The sequence below is a fragment of the Baekduia sp. genome (genome assembly GCF_035996765.1).
Classification (GTDB): domain Bacteria; phylum Actinomycetota; class Thermoleophilia; order Solirubrobacterales; family Solirubrobacteraceae; genus Baekduia.
On record NZ_DASYJG010000085.1, the window covers coordinates 19,672 to 36,302 of the forward strand.

A 16,631-nucleotide genomic window follows, 5' to 3' on the forward strand; every position below is an offset into this window, starting at 1 on the left:
AAGCGAGTTGCCAAGGCTCGTCGGTCACGTCTGCGGATCGCTGCCTAGTCGCCCGCGCAGGTCGTCGAGTGAGACGACATCGCCCTCAGTCGCGGCGGCTTCGCTCTGGCGGATCTGCTCAGCCAGCGCAGCCCGCCCGGGAGACGCGTCGAAGGGGTCAGCGAAGTACTGGGTCTCGTGCGTGACGAGACCGTTGGTGATCTCCATGATGCTCACCGAGTATGTGGGCACGCCGTCATAGGTGATCACACACTCGCTCACCCAAAGGTCGCCGCCGCCCATGATCCGGCGGATGGTGAAGTGGCGTTCGGCCGGGTGCCCGCCACGTTGCGCCTGGATCTTTGACCGGCCGCGAAACCGCTCGCCGGACTGCGGGTAGTCCAGGATCGCGTCTGGCGCGTAGATCGCATGTTCAGCGTCGAGGTCCCCACGTTCGGAGGCCTCCCAGTGCTGTTGCAGCCGTGCCCGGACATCGGCGACACGATCCATTGCGTGACTGTCTCAAGTCCGCGCGCTCTGCGTCGAGGATCGGGGTATGGCCGTCATCGCCGAGAACCTTTCGATGTGGGACCAGAGCTACGCGTGGCCCAAGCAGGGTGACGAGTGGTCCGATGCTTGGGGTGGGGTGTCGCATCAGTGGTGGACGACGCTGTTCCCTCGGCTGCAGGGCTACGTCCCCGCGGAGCGGATCCTCGAGATCGCGCCGGGCTATGGCCGCTGGACGCACTTCTTGAAGGATCTGTGCGCGGAGATCGTCATCGTGGATCTCGCCGAGACCGCGATCGCGCACTGCGCCGAGCGCTTCGCCGGCGACCGTCATGTCAGCGGGCACGTCAACGACGGCAAGACGCTCCCGATGGCCGCCGACGGCTCGATCGACCTCGTCTTCAGCTTTGACTCCCTGGTGCACGTCGAGCGCGACGTCATGGAGAGCTACCTGGCCGAGATCGCGCGGATTCTCACGCCCGGCGGCGTGGCCTTCTTGCATCACTCCAACCTCGCCGCGCATGACCCGTCGGTCTATGAGGGCAAGAACAACGGCTGGCGCGCGTCGAGCGTCTCAGCCACCGTTGTCGAGGCGCTCGGCGCCGAGGTCGGCCTCAGCGCCATCAGCCAGGAGCAGATCTCCTGGGGTGGCGTCGATTACCTCAACGACTGCATCTCGGTCATCACGCGTGCCGGGTCACGCTGGGATCGCGAGAACGTCGTGGTCGAGAACCCGGGCTTCTCCAAGGTCGAGATCGCCATGGCGCTGCAGCGCTCCAAGCTCTACCCGCCGTCGTCGCCGAACGTCACGTTCGCGGCGCTCGAGCTCGGCGACCCGGCAGGCAGCTGACCTCAGCCGCTACTCGGTGCGGCTGAACCGCCAGATCGCGACGCTCAGCATCGCCAGCCCGAGTGCCAGCACGATCCCGGCCTCGAGCGCCGACGGCAGGTGCCAGCCCCACCAGGTGACGCCCGGGTCGAGCGTCTGCCGCGCGGCGTCGGAGACGTCGAGGTGGTCGAAGACCAGGCGGCGCATCGGGTCGACGGCGTAGGTCAGCGGGTCGATCCGGTTGAGCGCGCCGAGCCAGGTCGGTAGCCCGGAGACCGGGTAGAGGGCACCCGACACGAAGACCATCGGGATCACGAACAACTGCATGATGCTCGTGAAGGTCTGGGCCTGCTTGATCTGGACCGCCACCAGCAGGCCGAACGAGGTCACGGTGACGGCCAGCAGCAGGAGGAGGCCGAGCACGCCGAGGATCAGGATCGGGTCGTAGGGGACGCCCACCAGCCCGGCCAGCGTCAGCAGGATCACGCCTTGCGACGACGCGATGATCGCCCCGCCCAAGCACTTGCCGAGGAGGATCGACGCCCGGCTGACCGGCGCGATCGTCAGCTCGCGCAGGAACCCGAGCTCGCGGTCCCACACCAGCGACGCGGCGCTCAGCATCCCGGAGAACGTCACCGCAAAGCAGAGGACGCCGGGGAAGATGAACGTCTTGAGGTCGACGCCGCTGGTCGACGCGGCCGACAGCGACTGCAGGCCGGAGCCCAACACGAACAAGAACAGCAGCGGCTGAATCAACCACATCATGATCTGCGCGCGGTTGCCCACGAAGCGGATCAGCTCCCGGTTGCAAACGGTCTTCACCGCCCGCCACTCCGAGCGCCACGACCGCTCCGGCACCCGGGCGGCGACAACATCCGCGACCGTGGCGCTCATCGCCGCGCCCCCGCCATCGCGCGCATCATCGCGCGGTTCATGCTGCCCACGCCGTCGGTCTCCGCGTCCCGAATGGTCGAGCCTGTGTAGCTCATGAAGACGTCGTCGAGCGTTGGCCGCGAGACCGAGACCGACGTGATCGCCACGTTGAGCTCGGCAAACAGGCGGGGGACGAACGCCTCGCCGGCGTCGACGTGAAAGGTCACGGCGCCCTCGGCGATCGACGCCTCGATCCCGAACCGCTCGCGCAGCGTGGCGATGGCCGCGTCGTCGTCGGCGGTGCCCAGCACCACCCGGTCGGCTCCGACGGCGGCCTTCAGCGCCTCCGGCGTGTCGAGGACGACGATCTCCCCGCGGTCCATGATCGCGATGCGGTCGCAGAGCTCCGCCTCGTCCATGTAGTGCGTGGTCATGAAGATCGTCGTCCCCTCGGCCTCCTGCAGCGCGCGGATGTAACGCCAGATCGAGCTGCGCGTCTGCGGGTCCAGGCCGATGGTCGGCTCGTCGAGGAACAGCACGCGCGGGGAGTGCAACAACCCGCGGGCGATCTCCAGCCGGCGGCGCATGCCGCCGGAGAACGTCATCACCGGCTGGTCGCGCCGGTCAGCGAGATCGACCATCTCGAGCATCTGGTTCATACGGGCGTCGATCACGCCAGGGTCGATGCCGTACAGCTCGGCGTGCAGGCGCAGGTTCTGCGTGGCGGTGAGGTAGCCGTCCAGGGTCGGGTCCTGGAAGACGAGGCCGATGTGGCGGCGCACGTCATCACGCTGCGCGACGACGTCGAAGCCGCTGACGCGCGCGGTGCCGGACGTCGGCGTGGCCAGGGTGCAGAGCATGTTGATGGTCGTGCTCTTGCCGGCGCCGTTGGGGCCGAGGAAGCCGAAGACCTCGCCGCGGGGAACGGTGAACGACACGCCGCGTACGGCCTCGACGTCGCCGTAGGTCTTGACGAGGTCGGTGACCTCGATGGCGGAGGGAAGAGGGGTCATGGCCGGGCAGACTAACACTACAGTCGCTGTAATTCTACTGTGACTGTTATGCTAAACTCCCTATGGCAGCACGGAACGAAGGCCTCCGCGAGCGCAAGAAGCGCGCCACCCGCGACGCGATCGCCGCGACCGCACGGCGGCTCTTCGCCCAGCGCGGCTTCGACGCCGTGACCGTCGCCGAGATCGCCATCGCCGCCGACGTGTCGGAGAAGACGGTGTTCAACCACTTCGCCACCAAGGAGGACCTCGTCTTCGCCGGCGGGGACACGCGGCTGGCCCAGCTGCAGGCGGCGATCGAAGAGCGGCCGCCCGGCACCGCGGTGCTCGACGTCTTTCGCGCGAGCTCCGAGGCGATGCTCGACACCGTCGCGTCCGGCGAAGGCGACGACCGCCTCGTCGTCCCCCGGATCGTGCGCGATAGCCCGGCACTGCAGCAGCGGCTGGCGGCGGGGTGGGAGAACGAGGCCGCCACGCTCGTCGCCGCCGTCGCGCAGGCCACCGGAGCCGACGAGGACGACCTCGTCCCGGCGGTCGTCGCCCGCGCGCTGGCCTGGGCGCTGATCACGATCTTCCGCGCCGCGTTCGACGGCCTGCTTGCCGGGGAGGACCCCGAGCAGCTGGCCGCCCGCCTGCGGCCTCAGGCCGCGCGCGCCTACGACCAGCTCGCCGCGGGGCTGGGCGACTACGGGACGTCAGGCGGCAAGTGAGCTGACGCGCCGGGCCTCGTCGAGGTCGTAGAACGTGCTGACGCAGACGTGGCTGATGGCGGGCAGGGCGTCGGGGAGCTCGTGCAGGCGGCGTTCGACGGCGTGGCGGCGCACGGCTTCCCAGATGCCGCCGCCGAGGCAGAGCGCCACGGTCTCGGGGCTAGGCGGGAGTTCGTGCAGCCCCGCGAAGCCCGCGCTAAGCAGCTCACCGAAGAGCGCGACCGTGCGCGCCTGGCGCTCGTGGGCCAGCGGTCCGAGGCGGGGCAGCTCGACGACCGACATGTAGGTCATCTCGGGGGCGCGTGCGAGGTCGTGCAGGACGGTGGTCAACGCCGCGTGCAGCGCCCGCGGGCCGTCACCGTCGGCGCGCATGAACGCCGCGCCGGCGCGCCCGAACAGCTGATGCGTGAAGGTCGCGACGGTGTCCAGCAGGCAGTCGAGCTCGCCGGACCAGTATCGGCCCATCGCCGCGGGCGTCACGCCGGCCCTGTCGGCGACCTCATGCAGCTCGGTCAGGGCGTAGCCACGCTCGTAGACGATGGCGGCGAAGGCGGCCATCAGCTCCTCGCGCTCGTCCTGGGGCACAAAACTTGATAGCAAAAAATCCTGCTGCCCCATAGGTGTCACCATACGCGCCGCGTTCAGGGGAATCCACCAGGATTAGAGAGACTTTTGCGGCTCTCGGGTACGCGCGTGTTCCCGAAGGACGGTCAGCGCGCGGCAGCGGGCGAGCCGGCGACGCGCCGGGCCTCGTCGGCGCCGAAGAACGGCGTCAGGCACTGCAGGCCCAGCGTGGGCAGCTCGCCGGGCAGCTCGGCGATGCGGTCCTGCTGGGCGTAGCGGCGCAGGACGGCCATGACGCCGTCGAGGACCACTTCCAGCGTGGCGAGCGGCTGGCCGGCGCGCTGGTCGGCGGCCGGGACCTGCACGGCGATGAGCTGGAAGAACAGGGAGATGTAGCGGGTGCGCATCGCCGAGACGGCGGGGACGAGCCCGGGCTCGTCGGTCACGACCAGCGCCGAGAGGGCGGGCGTGCGGGCGATGTGGTGCAGCGCCGCCTCGAGCGCCCGGTGCGCGGCCAGCGGCGGGTCGCCGGCCGCGGTGAGGAACGCGCCGGCGGCGATGACGACCAGCTGGCCGGCCCAGGCGTTGAGCGTCTGGGTGGCGGCGTCGAGCTCGTCGGCGAAGAGGGCGTTGGCGACGTCGAGCTCGACGCCGGCCTGCTGGGCGACGTCGGGCAGGCGCGTCGCGGCCAGGCCGTCGCGCACCACGGCCTGGGCGAAGGCGTCCATCAGCAGGCGGCGGTCGTCGCGTCCGGTGGCGGGCTCCGCCGCGCTCGGGATGGCGTCGGCGGCGCGGCCGGCGGCCGCCAGGCCCAGCGGCGGCGTGAGGATGACCTCGACCAGCGGCGCGTGCAGCTCGGGCAGCTGCCCCGTCCGCCCGTCGAGCACCCAGCCGGCGAGCAGTTCGACGATCCCGGCGACGATCGCCGCCGGCACGAGCTTGGGCACGCCGGGCCCGGCGGTGGCCCCGGTGGCCAGCCGCGTGAAGGCGCGCAGCGCGTCGTCGATGGCCGGCAGCCCGGGCCGGCCGGCCGACGGCGCGTCGGCGAGCAGCAGGCGGGCGTGGCCGGGGTCGGAGGACAGCAGCCCCAGCGCGGCGTCGACGCCGGACGTGACCTTGGCCGTGCGGTCGGCCTCCGCGAGGGCGGCGTGCCAGACCGCGGCGAACAGCTCGACGAACGCCTGGTCGAAGGCGATGGCCCAGGCCTCTTCCTTGGACGCGAAGTGCTCGTAGAACGCCTCGGTCGACACGCCCGCCGCGACCAGCAGCTCCCGGACTGAGGCGGCTTCGAAGCCGTGCTCGGCCGAGACCTGCAGGACGGCCTCGAGGATGCGGGCGCGCTGATGGCGGCGCACGTAGCCGGGCGGGAGGCCGTGCCGGCCGCGCGGCAGCGGCGACGGCGACGGCGGGCCGCCCGGCTGGGGCGGCACGAGCGCCGCGCGCGGAGGCGGCAGCGGGCGCGGGGTGGAGGTCTCGTACATCGCGCCCCAGGCGGCGAGCTCCGCGGCGGCGGGACGCAGCGGGCGCAGCCGCCCCGCGCGCAGGTGGCCGTCGAAGACCGCCAGCGTGCCGCCGGCCAGCACCGTCAGCGCCGCGTCGGACATGACCGGTGAGCCGTCCACCGTGGCCGCTCCGCGCAGCAGGTCGTGCAGGCCGGCGGTCAGCGAGCGACGGCGCGCCAGGCCGAGCTGGCCGACGGCGGCGACCTCGACCAGGACGAGGCGTGCGGCATCGGGCCGGGCGAGGATCGTCTCGACGACGGCGGTGAGCACCGTCGCAAGGCGGTCGCGCAGCTCCCCGCCGGCGACCGGTCGTGCCTGCAGCGTCGCGCACGCCGAGGCGATGATCGCGTCGCAGGCATCCAGGACCAGCTCCGGCTTGCCGTCGAACAGGTCGTAGAACGTGATCGTCGAGATGCCCGCCGCGTTGGTCAGGTCCTTGACGGTCGTGGCGCCGTAGCCGCGCTCGGCCAGCAGGTCCACCACGGCCTCGTGCAGGCGCGCGCGCTGCTGCGCCGCCACGGTCTCGGCATCCAGCGTGTGACGGCCACGGGGCAGCTGGCGAGGCGAACCTGGACGGGCGGGCGTCATACCCGCGCAAGGATACTCGCCGCCCGGGTCCAAAAGGGGCGGCAAAGCGCCAATGACAAAAGATTGCTATCGGAGAACTTGGCGATGGGTCTAATATCCGCCCATGTTCGGAAACAGCGACGTTGCTTCAATCGACGCGACCGAGCTCGAAGACCTCCCGCCCGAGGCCCAGGCGTTCCACCGCCGGGCACGGATCGTCGACGCGGCGGTGCGCGAGATCGCCGAGCACGGCTACGACCAGGCGGCCGAGACGGCCATTGCCGAGCGCGCGGGCGTCACGCAGCGGGTCTTCTACGAGACCTTCGCCGGCAAGGAGGAGGCGCTGATGTGGGCCTACGACATCGCCGCCGCCTACGCGATCCCGCAGATCCTGCGGGCCCTGCGCGCCGAGCGCGACTGGGAGCGCGGCGCGGCCGCCGCGCTGACGACCTACCTGGCGATCCTGGACTGCGACCGCGCCTGGGCGCTGGCCTGCCTGCGCGACGTTCCGGCCGCGGGTCGGCGCGCCCGGGCGGCGCGCGACGTCCTGCGCGCGCCGGTCCTCGAGGCGCTGGCGACCCGGCCGGCGCTGCCGGCCGCCGGCGGGCTCGGCGTCGAGACGATGCTGACGGCGATCGACGCGATCGCGGTCGACGGGCTGCGTTGCGACCCCGATCAGCCATTGCTGGCGCGGCGCAAGGAGCTGGCGGCCTTTGCCCTGGCGCCGTTCACCGACGCGCCGCCGCCCGCCGACGTGCCGGCGGTCAGACCGCACCCGCCGCTGGACGCCGCGGCCGTGGAGGGGCTCCTGGACGCCGGCGCCGAGGAGGACCTGGAGGTGCTGGTGCGCGAGGCGGTCATCCGGCGCGACGGGCCGACGCTGTGGCGGGTGGTCGCCGGGGTGCAGCGCCGGCGAGCGGCCGGCGAGCACGTGGGCCGGCGCGCGGAGCGGGTCGCGCTGGAGGCGCTGGGCGACGCGTGGTTCTTCGGCTTGGCGCTCGATCACGACGATGACGCCTTCGCCGCGGTCGAGCTGCTGCGCTATTTGCGCTTCGTCGCGGCCCATCCCGGCTCCGGCGACGAGGAGGTGCGCCAGGGGCTCGGGATCCGCTCGCGCTCGGAGGTCCGGCGCAGGTTGCAGGGCCTGGAGGCCGAGGGGCTGGTGCGCCGTGAGCGCGATGCGGGCGGCGCAGACGGCTGGTGGACCGCCGCGACGGCGCGCGACGCCAGCATCTAGAAAAATTTCGTACCGCTTAAACTTGACTTCACACATTCCCGGGTTTACGGTGCCGTTCGCACTTGGGGTTGCCGCTTCGGCAGCGACCGGGGTGTGGGGTTGCGGCGGGCGCCGGGTGGCGTTCGTCGTGGGTTGAGAGATCACTGCTGGAGGAGATGACGTGTCCGCTGTTCCTGCTCGCAGGACGTCGATGGCCCCTGCCGTTGCGCAGGGCGACGGCTCCCGCGCCGTGCGACGACTCGCCTTGGCGAGCGGCTCGCCGACCCAGCGCGACCGCCTCGTCGCCGCGATGGGGGAACTGGTCGCCGAGCTGGGCAACACCGCGATCGGCGTGCACCACGTCTGCCAGCGGGCGGGCATCTCGCGCCGCACCTTCTACGAGCTCTACGTCGATCGCGATGCCTGCCTGCTCGAGACCCTCGGCGTCGCGCAGGACCGCCTGATCGACTGCGTGGCCGAGGCGGCCGACGCCGCGGGCGACGAGTGGGAAGACCGGGCGGTCGCCGCGACGCGCGCCGCGGTCGGGACGCTCTGCGCCGACCGGGTGCTCGGCTACCTCTGCGTGGTCGCGCCGCTGGTCGCCGGCAACGACGCGCTGAACCGCCGGCGCGCGACGATCGACACGATCGGCCGCCTCCTCGGCGAGCCGCCGAGCATCGGGCCGGCCGCCGACATCGTGCTCGCCGCCGCCATCGGCGGCGTGTGGGAGCTGCTGCGCCGTCACCTCACCGACGAGGCCCCGCAGGCCGATCTGGAGAGCGCGGCGACCTACGGCCTGCTCGCGCCCTTCATCGGCCGGCGCCGCGCGGTCATCCGCGCCGGCGCCGAGGGTCACAACACCGCCTTCGTGACGCGCTGGACGCCGTCAGATGCCGGCGCTTTTCGTCAGCCGGGCCTGCTGGTCACCGAGCTCACGCGCCAGACGCTGGAGTACCTCCACGAGCATCCCGACGCCACCAACATCGCCGTCGCCCGCGCGGTTGATGTGCGTCACGAGAGCCAGATGAGCCGCCACCTCGGCCGCCTGGAGTCCGCGGGGGTCGTCGTGCACCGCAAGGAAGGCCGCCGCAATGCGTGGCGGTTGACGGATGCGGGGTGCGAGGCGGCGCGGTCGCTGGGTTCGGGCCGGGCGGAGCTTGCGAGCCGATCGGGGGCGGGGCGATGAGCGTGTCGGCTGGCAACACCAACAACTTGATGAGCATCGAGAACACCAGGAGAGGGACCACCTGCATGACTGACCGTTTGGTTGATGGCGGCACTGGAGCGTCGGGGAGCTTGGTTCGCCGTCTGCGCTTCGCGCCGCTGGTCACGCTCACCGCTGTCGCGCTGCTCGTTTTCGGTGTGGCGTCGGCCTCGGCCGTCCAAACCCACGCGTTCTCGTCGAGCTTCGGCAGCTCCGGTTCCGGTGCCGGGCAGCTGTCGGCTCCTTCGGCTGTGGCGGCCAACGTCACGACGGGTGACATCTACGTCGCCGACACCGCGAACTTCCGTGTCGCGCAGTTCTCGTCGTCCGGCGCGTTCCTCCGCGCTTGGGGCTGGGGCGTCGCCGATGGGCTTCCGTCGTTTGAGACCTGCACGCTCGCTTGTCAGGCCGGCCTCCCCGGCTCCGGCGCGGGGCAGTTCACCACTCCGGCGTTCATCGCCGTCGACAACTCCGGCGGGGCCTCCGACGGCGATGTCTACGTCGGCGACACCGGATCCAACCTGATCCAGAAGTTCAGCGCGTCAGGGAGCCTCGTCGCGGCCTGGGGCGCGGGCGGACAGCTCGACGGCTCCACGGCAACCGATGGGCCGTTCGGGCCACTCGCCGGTATCGCGGTCGACAACGCCGGCACGCTCGACGTCTTCGACATCAACACGCGCATGTTCGAGTTCGCGCAGGACGGGACGTTCTCCATTGACTTCACGACCGCGCGCGGGACGAGCTCTAATGGGCTCGCGGTAGACGGGGCAGGGAACTTCTTCAAGGTCAACGGGGACCCATCTGTCGAGGAGTTTCAGTCGGACGGCACCGACATCGGCCAGGCCACCGCGTCCAATGTGACCACTGGGCTCGCCGCCGACACCGTCAGCGGTGATCTCTACGTCGACACCGGCGCTTCGATCGAGCACTACGCCTTCCCGGCCTGCGTTCCCGTCCCGAACGTCGGGTGCGACCCGGCCGACAGCTTCGGCGCTTCGAACTTGAATGGCGCGGCGGGCCTCGCCGTCGATCCGGCCAGCGGGACCATCTATGCCGCCGATGCCGGCAACGACCGCATCGCCGTCTTCGGCTCGATCGCCCTTCCAGACGTCACAACCGGCTCGGCCTCGAACATCGCCTCAGCAACCGCAACGCTCAACGGGACCGTCAATCCGGCCGGCGTCGCTGTCACCGACTGTCACTTCGCCTACGTCGACGACGCTCACTTCAGCGCCTCGGCGGCCGACCCGTACGCCGCAGGCGCGACCGTTCCTTGTGCCGAGGTCGCGGGCGCGGGGACGAGTGACGTCGCGGTCCATGCTGACCTCACGGGTCTTGCCGTCGGCACCACCTATCACTTTCGCCTGCAGGCAGCGAACGCCGACGGCTCGAGCGTAGGGCAGGACGCCACGTTCTCGACGCCGCCGCCGCCGGTCATCACCGGGGCCTCCGCCATCAACCTGACGGCCACCGCCGCCGACCTCACGGCGCGGATCAATCCGCGCGGCATCGACACCACCTATCACTTCGAGTGGGGCGCCACGATGGCCTACGGGACCTCGATCCCGGTCCCGGACGCTGACATCGGCGCGGGTACGGGTGACATCGATGTCTCCCAGCACCTCACGGGGTTGACCGCCGGCACCACCTACCACTTCCGTGTCCTTGCCACCAGCGCGAGCGGCACCACGACGGGCGCGGACCACACGTTCGTCTATGGCACGAGCGGCCAGGGTCTCCCGGACGGCCGCGCGTACGAGCAGGTGACACCGGTCGACAAGAACGGCGCGCTCATACCGCCCGCGATCTTCTTCGGGACCACCGCCGGCGTTGCGAGCGATGGCGAGGCCGTCAACGGGCCCACCGTGCAGTGCTTCGGCGATGCCGGTTCCTGCAATGGCGACAGCGGCCAGGTCGGGAGCCTGGTGCGCTTCACGCGCACCGACGCAGGCTGGCGGGCACATGCGCTCGCGCCGCCGGTGAGCCTGGTTGCTGGCACCAGCCTTGGCGGCTGGGACAACGACAGCGGCGCCGGCGTCACCCCAGGCCCGACGCCGCCGCACGGTCAGAACGACTTCTACGGTCGTCTTCCGGACGGCTCGTATGTGGACATCGGCCCGGTCACACCCCCGTCGGGCGGTGCCTTGGGCGCTCCGACCGGGGGACAGGCGTTCACCTCCGACCTCTCGCGGTTCGTGTACACCCTGTCCCCGGACGGCGCTCAGCCTGAAGCGGAGAAGTGGCCTTTCGATGCCACGCAGACCGGCCGACAGTCGGTCTATGAGTACGCGGGTTCTGGCAACACCGCGCCGCTGCTGGTGGGGGTGAGCGGTGGCCAGGGCAGCACGGACCTGATCAGCACCTGTCAAACCAATCTCGGCGCTGCGCTTAACTTCACCATCGCCGGCGGAACCCCGAATGCACTCTCGGCCGATGGTCGCGTGATCTTCGTCACCGCGAACGGCGGGGATGGGTGCGTCGGCTCTGGCGCGAACGCCGTCACGCCAGTGCCCGTCGACGCGATCTACGCCCGCGTCGACAACACGACCTCCGCAGCGCATACGGTGGCCATCTCTGGCCGTTCGCCCGCGGATTGCACGACCGTTGCGTGCACCACCTCGTCGTCGGCGGACGCCAACTTCGTCCAGGCCTCCGTGGACGGCTCGAAGGCGGTCTTCCTCTCGCCGCAGCAGCTGACCGACGCCGCCTCAGAAGACGACACGCCCGGCGACAGCGCAGGAAACTGTCTCAACACGACCGGGTCGGGTGGTTGCAACCTCTACGTCTATGACTTCACGAAGCCCGCGGGTCATGAGCTGACGGCGGTCTCTGCCGGCGACAGCTCCGGCAACGGCCCGCGGGTCCGGGGCGTGACGGCGGTCTCCTCAGACGGATCGCACATCTACTTCATCGCCAAGGGTGTGCTCACCGCTGCACCCAGCGTCGGCGGAGATGTCGCCAGCGAGGGTGCGAACAACCTCTACGTCTTCGATACCGGTACCGGTCAGACGGCGTTCATCGCCCGCCTCCCGGACTCGGACAAGCAATTTACCGTTGTCCAATACCTCCTCGACGGTTCTGATTTCTTCTCTGGCTATGCCAACGCCACGCCGGACGGGCGCTTCCTCGCCTTCGTCAGCAACGGCCATCTCACCCCGGACGACACGAGCACGGTGCCCCAGGCGTTCCGCTATGACGCGCAGTCTGGAGCGCTGATCCGCGTATCGATCGGCAACAACGGATTCAACGACAATGGGAACAACGCCGCCGACCAGGTCACCATCGTGCCGTCGACCATCGGGCGCACCATCTCGGATGACGGCTCACGGATCTTCTTCCAAGACCCGGCGGCCTTGACGCCCGGTGCGCTCGACAACGTTGAGGTCGGGAGGTTCCAGGGCGCACCGTCATACGCCCAGAACGTCTACGAGTGGCATGCGGGCCGTGTCTCGTTGATCTCCGACGGCCGCGATGGCTCCGCGATCGCGTTGCCCGGAGGCACCGCTCCTCCTCTGGACGGACTCAGCTCGGTCAGCTTGCTCGGCACGGATGTGACGGGCTCGAACGTGTTCTTCACATCGGCCGATCGGCTCGTACCGCAGGACACTGACACCCAGCTCGACTATTACGACGCCCGGATCGGCGGGGGCATTCCCTACACGCCGCCGCCCGAGCCATGCTCCGGAGACGGCTGCCAGGGCAGGCCCACTTTCCCGCCGGTGGTTTCGACGGCGGCGAGCGTCACGTTCAACGGGCCCGGGAACGCGTCACCTCTGATCTCAGCCCCGAGGACCAAAGCGAAGCTGCTCAGCCGTATCGTCCATGGATCGACATTCATGCTCAGAATCAGCGTGCCGGGCAAGGGGCGCGTCACGGTCTCGGGCGCCGGCGTTCAGACCGTGAGGAGCGCGCCAGCGAAAGCCGGCACATACCGCGTGCGTGTGAACTTGACGGCCAAGGAGAAGCGAGCACTCAGACACAAGCGCAAGCTCAAAGTGACAATCCATATTGGCTATACGCCCGCCGGCGGTGCATCGTCTGCCGCCACGGTCTCACTGACGGTCAAGGCATAGGTGACGGGAATGATCAAGGAGACCAAGATGACCGCAACGCGGGCCCGCATGTTCGCCCCGGCGCGCCGACGCTGGATCGGCACACTGCTTGTCGTAGCGCTCACGCTGCTCGCGCTCGGAGCGGACGCGGGATCGGCAGGGGCCACCACCAACCCGGTCCCTGGCTGGAGGCTCGACAACTTTGCGACCCCCACCAACTTCTCTGCGGCCCACAACGCTGCGCCGTGTGTCGACACGCTGACGAACAACACGGTGAGCGGGCAGTTCTGCGACAGCTACCAGCTCACGGCGACCAATGCCGGCGCTGAGTCTGCGGACGGTACACCGGTCACGCTCACCGACACGCTCCCGCCGGGCCTCACCGTCCAGCGCATTGAGTTCGTCTGGGCCGGGCACGGGGCCCAAGCGGCGGGGCTCCTCGACCGGGACCTGTCCGACGGGCTCTGCACCGCGACGCCGACTGCGTCCACCAACCCCGTCTCATGTCAGCTCGACACGAGCGGTTTCGGCCTTCCGCCCATAGCTCCCGATGACAGCCTCCGCATGATCATCTACGTGACAGTCGACGATCCGGGCGCCTCCGGTCCGCTCACCAGCTCGGGCACGGTCGCAGGCGGTGGTGCCCCCGCCATCTCCACCACCCTCCACAATCAGATCAGCTCGGAGACCCCGACGTTCGGCATGTCCGCCCTCACCGCTACCATCAGCGACGCCGACGGCACCGCCGACACGCAGGCCGCTGCGCATCCTTACGAGCTCGTGACGCGCATCGACCTTGCGAATCGATTCGGGTCGACGGCCGCAAACCCCACCTTTGGATTCACCAGCGTCGAGGACGTCCGTGACGTGGTCGTTGATCTGCCGCTCGGGCTGCTCGGGTCGTCCGTCTCGACCCCGAGATGCACGCTCGCGCAGCTCTCCGGCCCCGGCAGCTGCCCTGCGGCGACGCAGGTCGGCCACATCCTCACCCATGGTGCCGGCGCCACCGACATCTTCGGCACGACGCACAACGGCGGGCCGATCTTCAACATCGTTCCTGAGCACGGCGTTGCCGCCGAGTTCGGCTTCGCCGACGCGCTCAAGATCTCGCACATCCTCTACGCGCGTGTCGTCCCCGGCCCCGACGGCTACGTCCTGCGCACGACGACGTCTCAGGTGCCGCAGGTCTTTCTCACCGACATCACGGCCACCTTCTACGGCATCCCGGCAGTCAAGGACCAGAGTGGCGAATCGCCGATTCCGTTCCTGACCAACCCCTCGGATTGCAGCGGACGGCCGCTGGTGACGTCGGTTTACTCGGACTCTTGGAGCCACCCGGGGCGTGTCAACGGGGATGGCACCCCCGACCTCGCAGACCCGGACTGGAAATCTGCGACCTCCTCGTCGCCGCCGGTGACGGGCTGCAACAAGCTGCACTTCGAGTCCTCGCTGTCGGTCAAGCCGGACACGACGGTTGCGGATAGTCCGTCAGGGGTGGACGTGGATATCAAGGTGCCGCAGCCTCAGGGCCCGAACACCTTGGCAACGCCGCCGTTGAAGAAGGCAGTGGTGACGTTGCCTTCGGGTTTCACGGTGAACCCGGGTTCGGCCGATGGGCTGGCGTCATGCTCGTCGGCGCAGATCGATCTGGCCAGCGCGGCTGAGCCGTCGTGTCCGGATGCGTCGAAGATCGGCACCGTCACGTTGACGACGCCGTTGCTGCCCGACACGTTGACCGGCGCGATCTATCTGGGTGCCCAGAACGACAACCCGTTCGGATCCGTGCTGGCGGGCTATATCGTCGTCGATGACCCAACGACGGGTGTCGTGATCAAGATCCCCGGCAAGCTGACGTCTGATCCTCAGACGGGGCAGATCACCGGCACGTTTGACAACAACCCGCAGTTCCCGTTCAGCGATCTGAAGCTGCACTTCTTCGGCGGGACGCGCGGGACGCTGGCCACGCCGGAGAGCTGCGGGTCCTTCACGACGACCAGCGAGCTGACGCCGTGGTCGGCGCCGGACTCGGGGCCGCCATCGATGCCGAGCTCGGTCTTTTCGATCACCTCGGGGTGCACGGGCGGGTTTGCCCCGGCCTTCACGGCCGGCGTGACCAATCCGTCTGCCGGGCACGCGACGAGCTTTGCGTTGCAGCTCGACCGCGCCGATGGGCAGCAGCACATCAAGTCGGTGACCACGACGCTGCCGGGCGGGGTGCTGGCCAATGTCGGCTCGGTGCCGCTGTGCTCGGATGCCGATGCCTCGGCGGGGACGTGTCCCGGCGGTTCGCAGATCGGGAGCACCGACGCGGCTGCCGGCCCGGGCCCGCATCCGTTCCACCTGCCGGGCAAGGTGTTCTTGACCGGTCCGTACAAGGGTGGTCCGTACGGTCTGTCGATCGTCGTGCCGGCGATCGCCGGGCCGTTCAACCTCGGCACCGTCGTTGTGCGTGCGGCGATCCAGGTCGATCCGACCGACGCCCACGTGACCGTCATCTCCGATGATGTGCCCCACATCCTCGATGTGGCCGGCCGCGATGGCCAGACCGACGGCTTCCCCACACGGATCCGATCGATCGACGTCAACATCGACCGCCCCGGGTTCATGATCAACCCGACGTCGTGTGACCCGATGAGCATCGCCGGATCGATCGGGTCGTGGGAGGGTGGTTCGGCTGCGGTCTCCAGCCACTTCCAGGTCGGCAACTGCTCGGCGCTGGCTGTCGATCCCAAGCTGGCGATCGCGTTGACCGGCAAGGGTCAGACGACCGATGACAAGCATCCCGGTGTGGATGCGACGCTGACCCAGAAGCCCGGGCAGGCGAACCTGAAGAAGGTCGTCGTCACGCTGCCGCTCTCGCTGGCGTTGGATCCCGACAACGCGCAGGGATTGTGTGAGTTCACCGATGGGTCGAAGGTTGAGCCGACGTGTCCGAAGACGTCGATCGTCGGGACGGCGACGGCGAGGACGCCGATCCTCGACGGGCCGTTGACGGGGCCGGTGTACTTCGTCAAGAACATTCGCATCGACGCTAAGTCGGGTCGGCAGATCCGGACGTTGCCTAAGCTGGTGGTCCCGTTGACCGGGCCCAACGGGGTGCGGTTGAACCTGACGGGGACCAGCAACGTCGTCGACGATCACCTCGTCAACACGTTTGATCAGATCCCGGACGCGCCGGTGAGCGATTTCAAGCTCAACATCGATGGTGGCAAGCACGGCATCCTCGTCGTCTCGGGCACCGACATCTGCAAGGCCACCCAGGTGGCCGAGCAGCAGGTCGATGGTCAGAATGGCAAGACCGCCGATGCCGACATCTATCTCCAGACGCCGGCGTGCGCGCTGAAGATCGTGTCCAAGAAGGTCGGCGAGACCAGCGTCGCGGTCAAGGTTGGCGGTCTCGGCGCCGGCAAGGTCACCGTGACCGGCAAGGGCATCAAGAAGACGACCAAGACCATCAGCAAGTCCACGGTCGCCACGATCACCGCCAAGCGGACCAAGGGCAAGCCCGGCAAGGTCACGGTCTCCTTCGACCCCACCGGCCCCGCCAAGGCCCACAAGACCACCAAGTAGCAAGGGCGGCACGACACCCGGGTCGCGGCGAGCGCGCCGCGACCCGGC

General features: G+C 69.5%; 11 protein-coding genes. 6 read left to right on the plus strand and 5 right to left on the minus strand.

The window, feature by feature from the left end; genetic code table 11:
- Positions 1-24: 24 nt before the first annotated feature.
- Positions 25-489 carry a nuclear transport factor 2 family protein gene (locus VGO10_RS18720; protein ID WP_327471227.1) on the minus strand — a complete coding sequence of 155 codons (465 nt, stop codon included), beginning with the start codon at positions 487-489 and terminating at the stop codon, positions 25-27.
- Between the two features lie 46 nt (positions 490-535).
- Here VGO10_RS18720 and VGO10_RS18725 point away from each other — a divergent pair, with 46 nt between their 5' ends.
- A complete protein-coding gene (locus VGO10_RS18725; RefSeq protein ID WP_327471229.1) occupies positions 536-1,336 on the plus strand; it encodes a class I SAM-dependent methyltransferase in 801 nt (266 codons plus the stop codon).
- Between the two features lie 9 nt (positions 1,337-1,345).
- Here the strand turns inward: VGO10_RS18725 and VGO10_RS18730 are convergent, their stop codons facing one another.
- The gene (locus VGO10_RS18730; RefSeq protein WP_327471231.1) at positions 1,346-2,209 is read right to left on the minus strand and encodes an ABC transporter permease; all 864 of its coding nucleotides are present in this window, start codon (positions 2,207-2,209) and stop codon (positions 1,346-1,348) included.
- Positions 2,206-3,201: an ATP-binding cassette domain-containing protein gene (locus VGO10_RS18735; RefSeq protein WP_327471233.1), complete on the minus strand. Its 996-nt coding sequence runs from the start codon at positions 3,199-3,201 to the stop codon at positions 2,206-2,208. Before VGO10_RS18735 ends, VGO10_RS18730 begins: the two co-directional genes overlap by 4 nt.
- A 62-nt stretch (positions 3,202-3,263) precedes the next feature.
- On the opposite strand from VGO10_RS18735, the gene VGO10_RS18740 reads away from it, so the two are divergent.
- Complete coding sequence (locus VGO10_RS18740) at positions 3,264-3,908, plus strand: TetR/AcrR family transcriptional regulator (protein WP_327471235.1); 645 nt, start codon at positions 3,264-3,266, stop codon at positions 3,906-3,908.
- Here VGO10_RS18740 and VGO10_RS18745 read toward each other — a convergent pair.
- Together VGO10_RS18745 and VGO10_RS18750 are read right to left on the minus strand one after the other, a co-directional pair.
- The gene (locus VGO10_RS18745) at positions 3,894-4,493 is read right to left on the minus strand and encodes a TetR/AcrR family transcriptional regulator (RefSeq protein ID WP_327471237.1); all 600 of its coding nucleotides are present in this window, start codon (positions 4,491-4,493) and stop codon (positions 3,894-3,896) included. The genes VGO10_RS18740 and VGO10_RS18745 overlap by 15 nt on opposite strands.
- 125 nt (positions 4,494-4,618) lie before the next feature.
- Positions 4,619-6,562, minus strand: coding sequence for a TetR/AcrR family transcriptional regulator (locus tag VGO10_RS18750; RefSeq protein WP_327471239.1), 1,944 nt, complete (start codon positions 6,560-6,562; stop codon positions 4,619-4,621).
- Between the two features lie 103 nt (positions 6,563-6,665).
- On the opposite strand from VGO10_RS18750, the gene VGO10_RS18755 reads away from it, so the two are divergent.
- The 4 genes from VGO10_RS18755 (at position 6,666) to VGO10_RS18770 (ending at position 16,583) form a co-directional block, all read left to right on the plus strand.
- Positions 6,666-7,778 (plus strand): TetR family transcriptional regulator, encoded by a 1,113-nt coding sequence (locus VGO10_RS18755; protein ID WP_327471242.1) that lies wholly within the window; start codon positions 6,666-6,668, stop codon positions 7,776-7,778.
- Between the two features lie 160 nt (positions 7,779-7,938).
- Positions 7,939-8,943 (plus strand): hypothetical protein, encoded by a 1,005-nt coding sequence (locus VGO10_RS18760; protein ID WP_327471244.1) that lies wholly within the window; start codon positions 7,939-7,941, stop codon positions 8,941-8,943.
- Between the two features lie 110 nt (positions 8,944-9,053).
- The gene (locus VGO10_RS18765; protein WP_327471246.1) at positions 9,054-13,034 is read left to right on the plus strand and encodes a hypothetical protein; all 3,981 of its coding nucleotides are present in this window, start codon (positions 9,054-9,056) and stop codon (positions 13,032-13,034) included.
- A gap of 9 nt (positions 13,035-13,043) precedes the next feature.
- Positions 13,044-16,583 (plus strand): hypothetical protein, encoded by a 3,540-nt coding sequence (locus tag VGO10_RS18770; RefSeq protein ID WP_327471248.1) that lies wholly within the window; start codon positions 13,044-13,046, stop codon positions 16,581-16,583.
- Positions 16,584-16,631 lie beyond the last annotated feature (48 nt).

Excerpts from the sequence above, each read along its gene's own strand:
- VGO10_RS18735 (WP_327471233.1), bottom strand. The coding sequence starts at position 3,201 with ATGACCCCTCTTCCCTCCGCCATCGAGGTCACCGACCTCGTCAAGACC.
- VGO10_RS18740 (WP_327471235.1), top strand. The coding sequence starts at position 3,264 with ATGGCAGCACGGAACGAAGGCCTCCGCGAGCGCAAGAAGCGCGCCACC.
- VGO10_RS18750 (WP_327471239.1), bottom strand. The coding sequence starts at position 6,562 with ATGACGCCCGCCCGTCCAGGTTCGCCTCGCCAGCTGCCCCGTGGCCGT.
- VGO10_RS18755 (WP_327471242.1), top strand. The coding sequence starts at position 6,666 with ATGTTCGGAAACAGCGACGTTGCTTCAATCGACGCGACCGAGCTCGAA.
- VGO10_RS18720 (WP_327471227.1), bottom strand. The coding sequence starts at position 489 with ATGGATCGTGTCGCCGATGTCCGGGCACGGCTGCAACAGCACTGGGAG.
- VGO10_RS18730 (WP_327471231.1), bottom strand. The coding sequence starts at position 2,209 with ATGAGCGCCACGGTCGCGGATGTTGTCGCCGCCCGGGTGCCGGAGCGG.
- VGO10_RS18770 (WP_327471248.1), top strand. The coding sequence starts at position 13,044 with ATGATCAAGGAGACCAAGATGACCGCAACGCGGGCCCGCATGTTCGCC.
- VGO10_RS18725 (WP_327471229.1), top strand. The coding sequence starts at position 536 with ATGGCCGTCATCGCCGAGAACCTTTCGATGTGGGACCAGAGCTACGCG.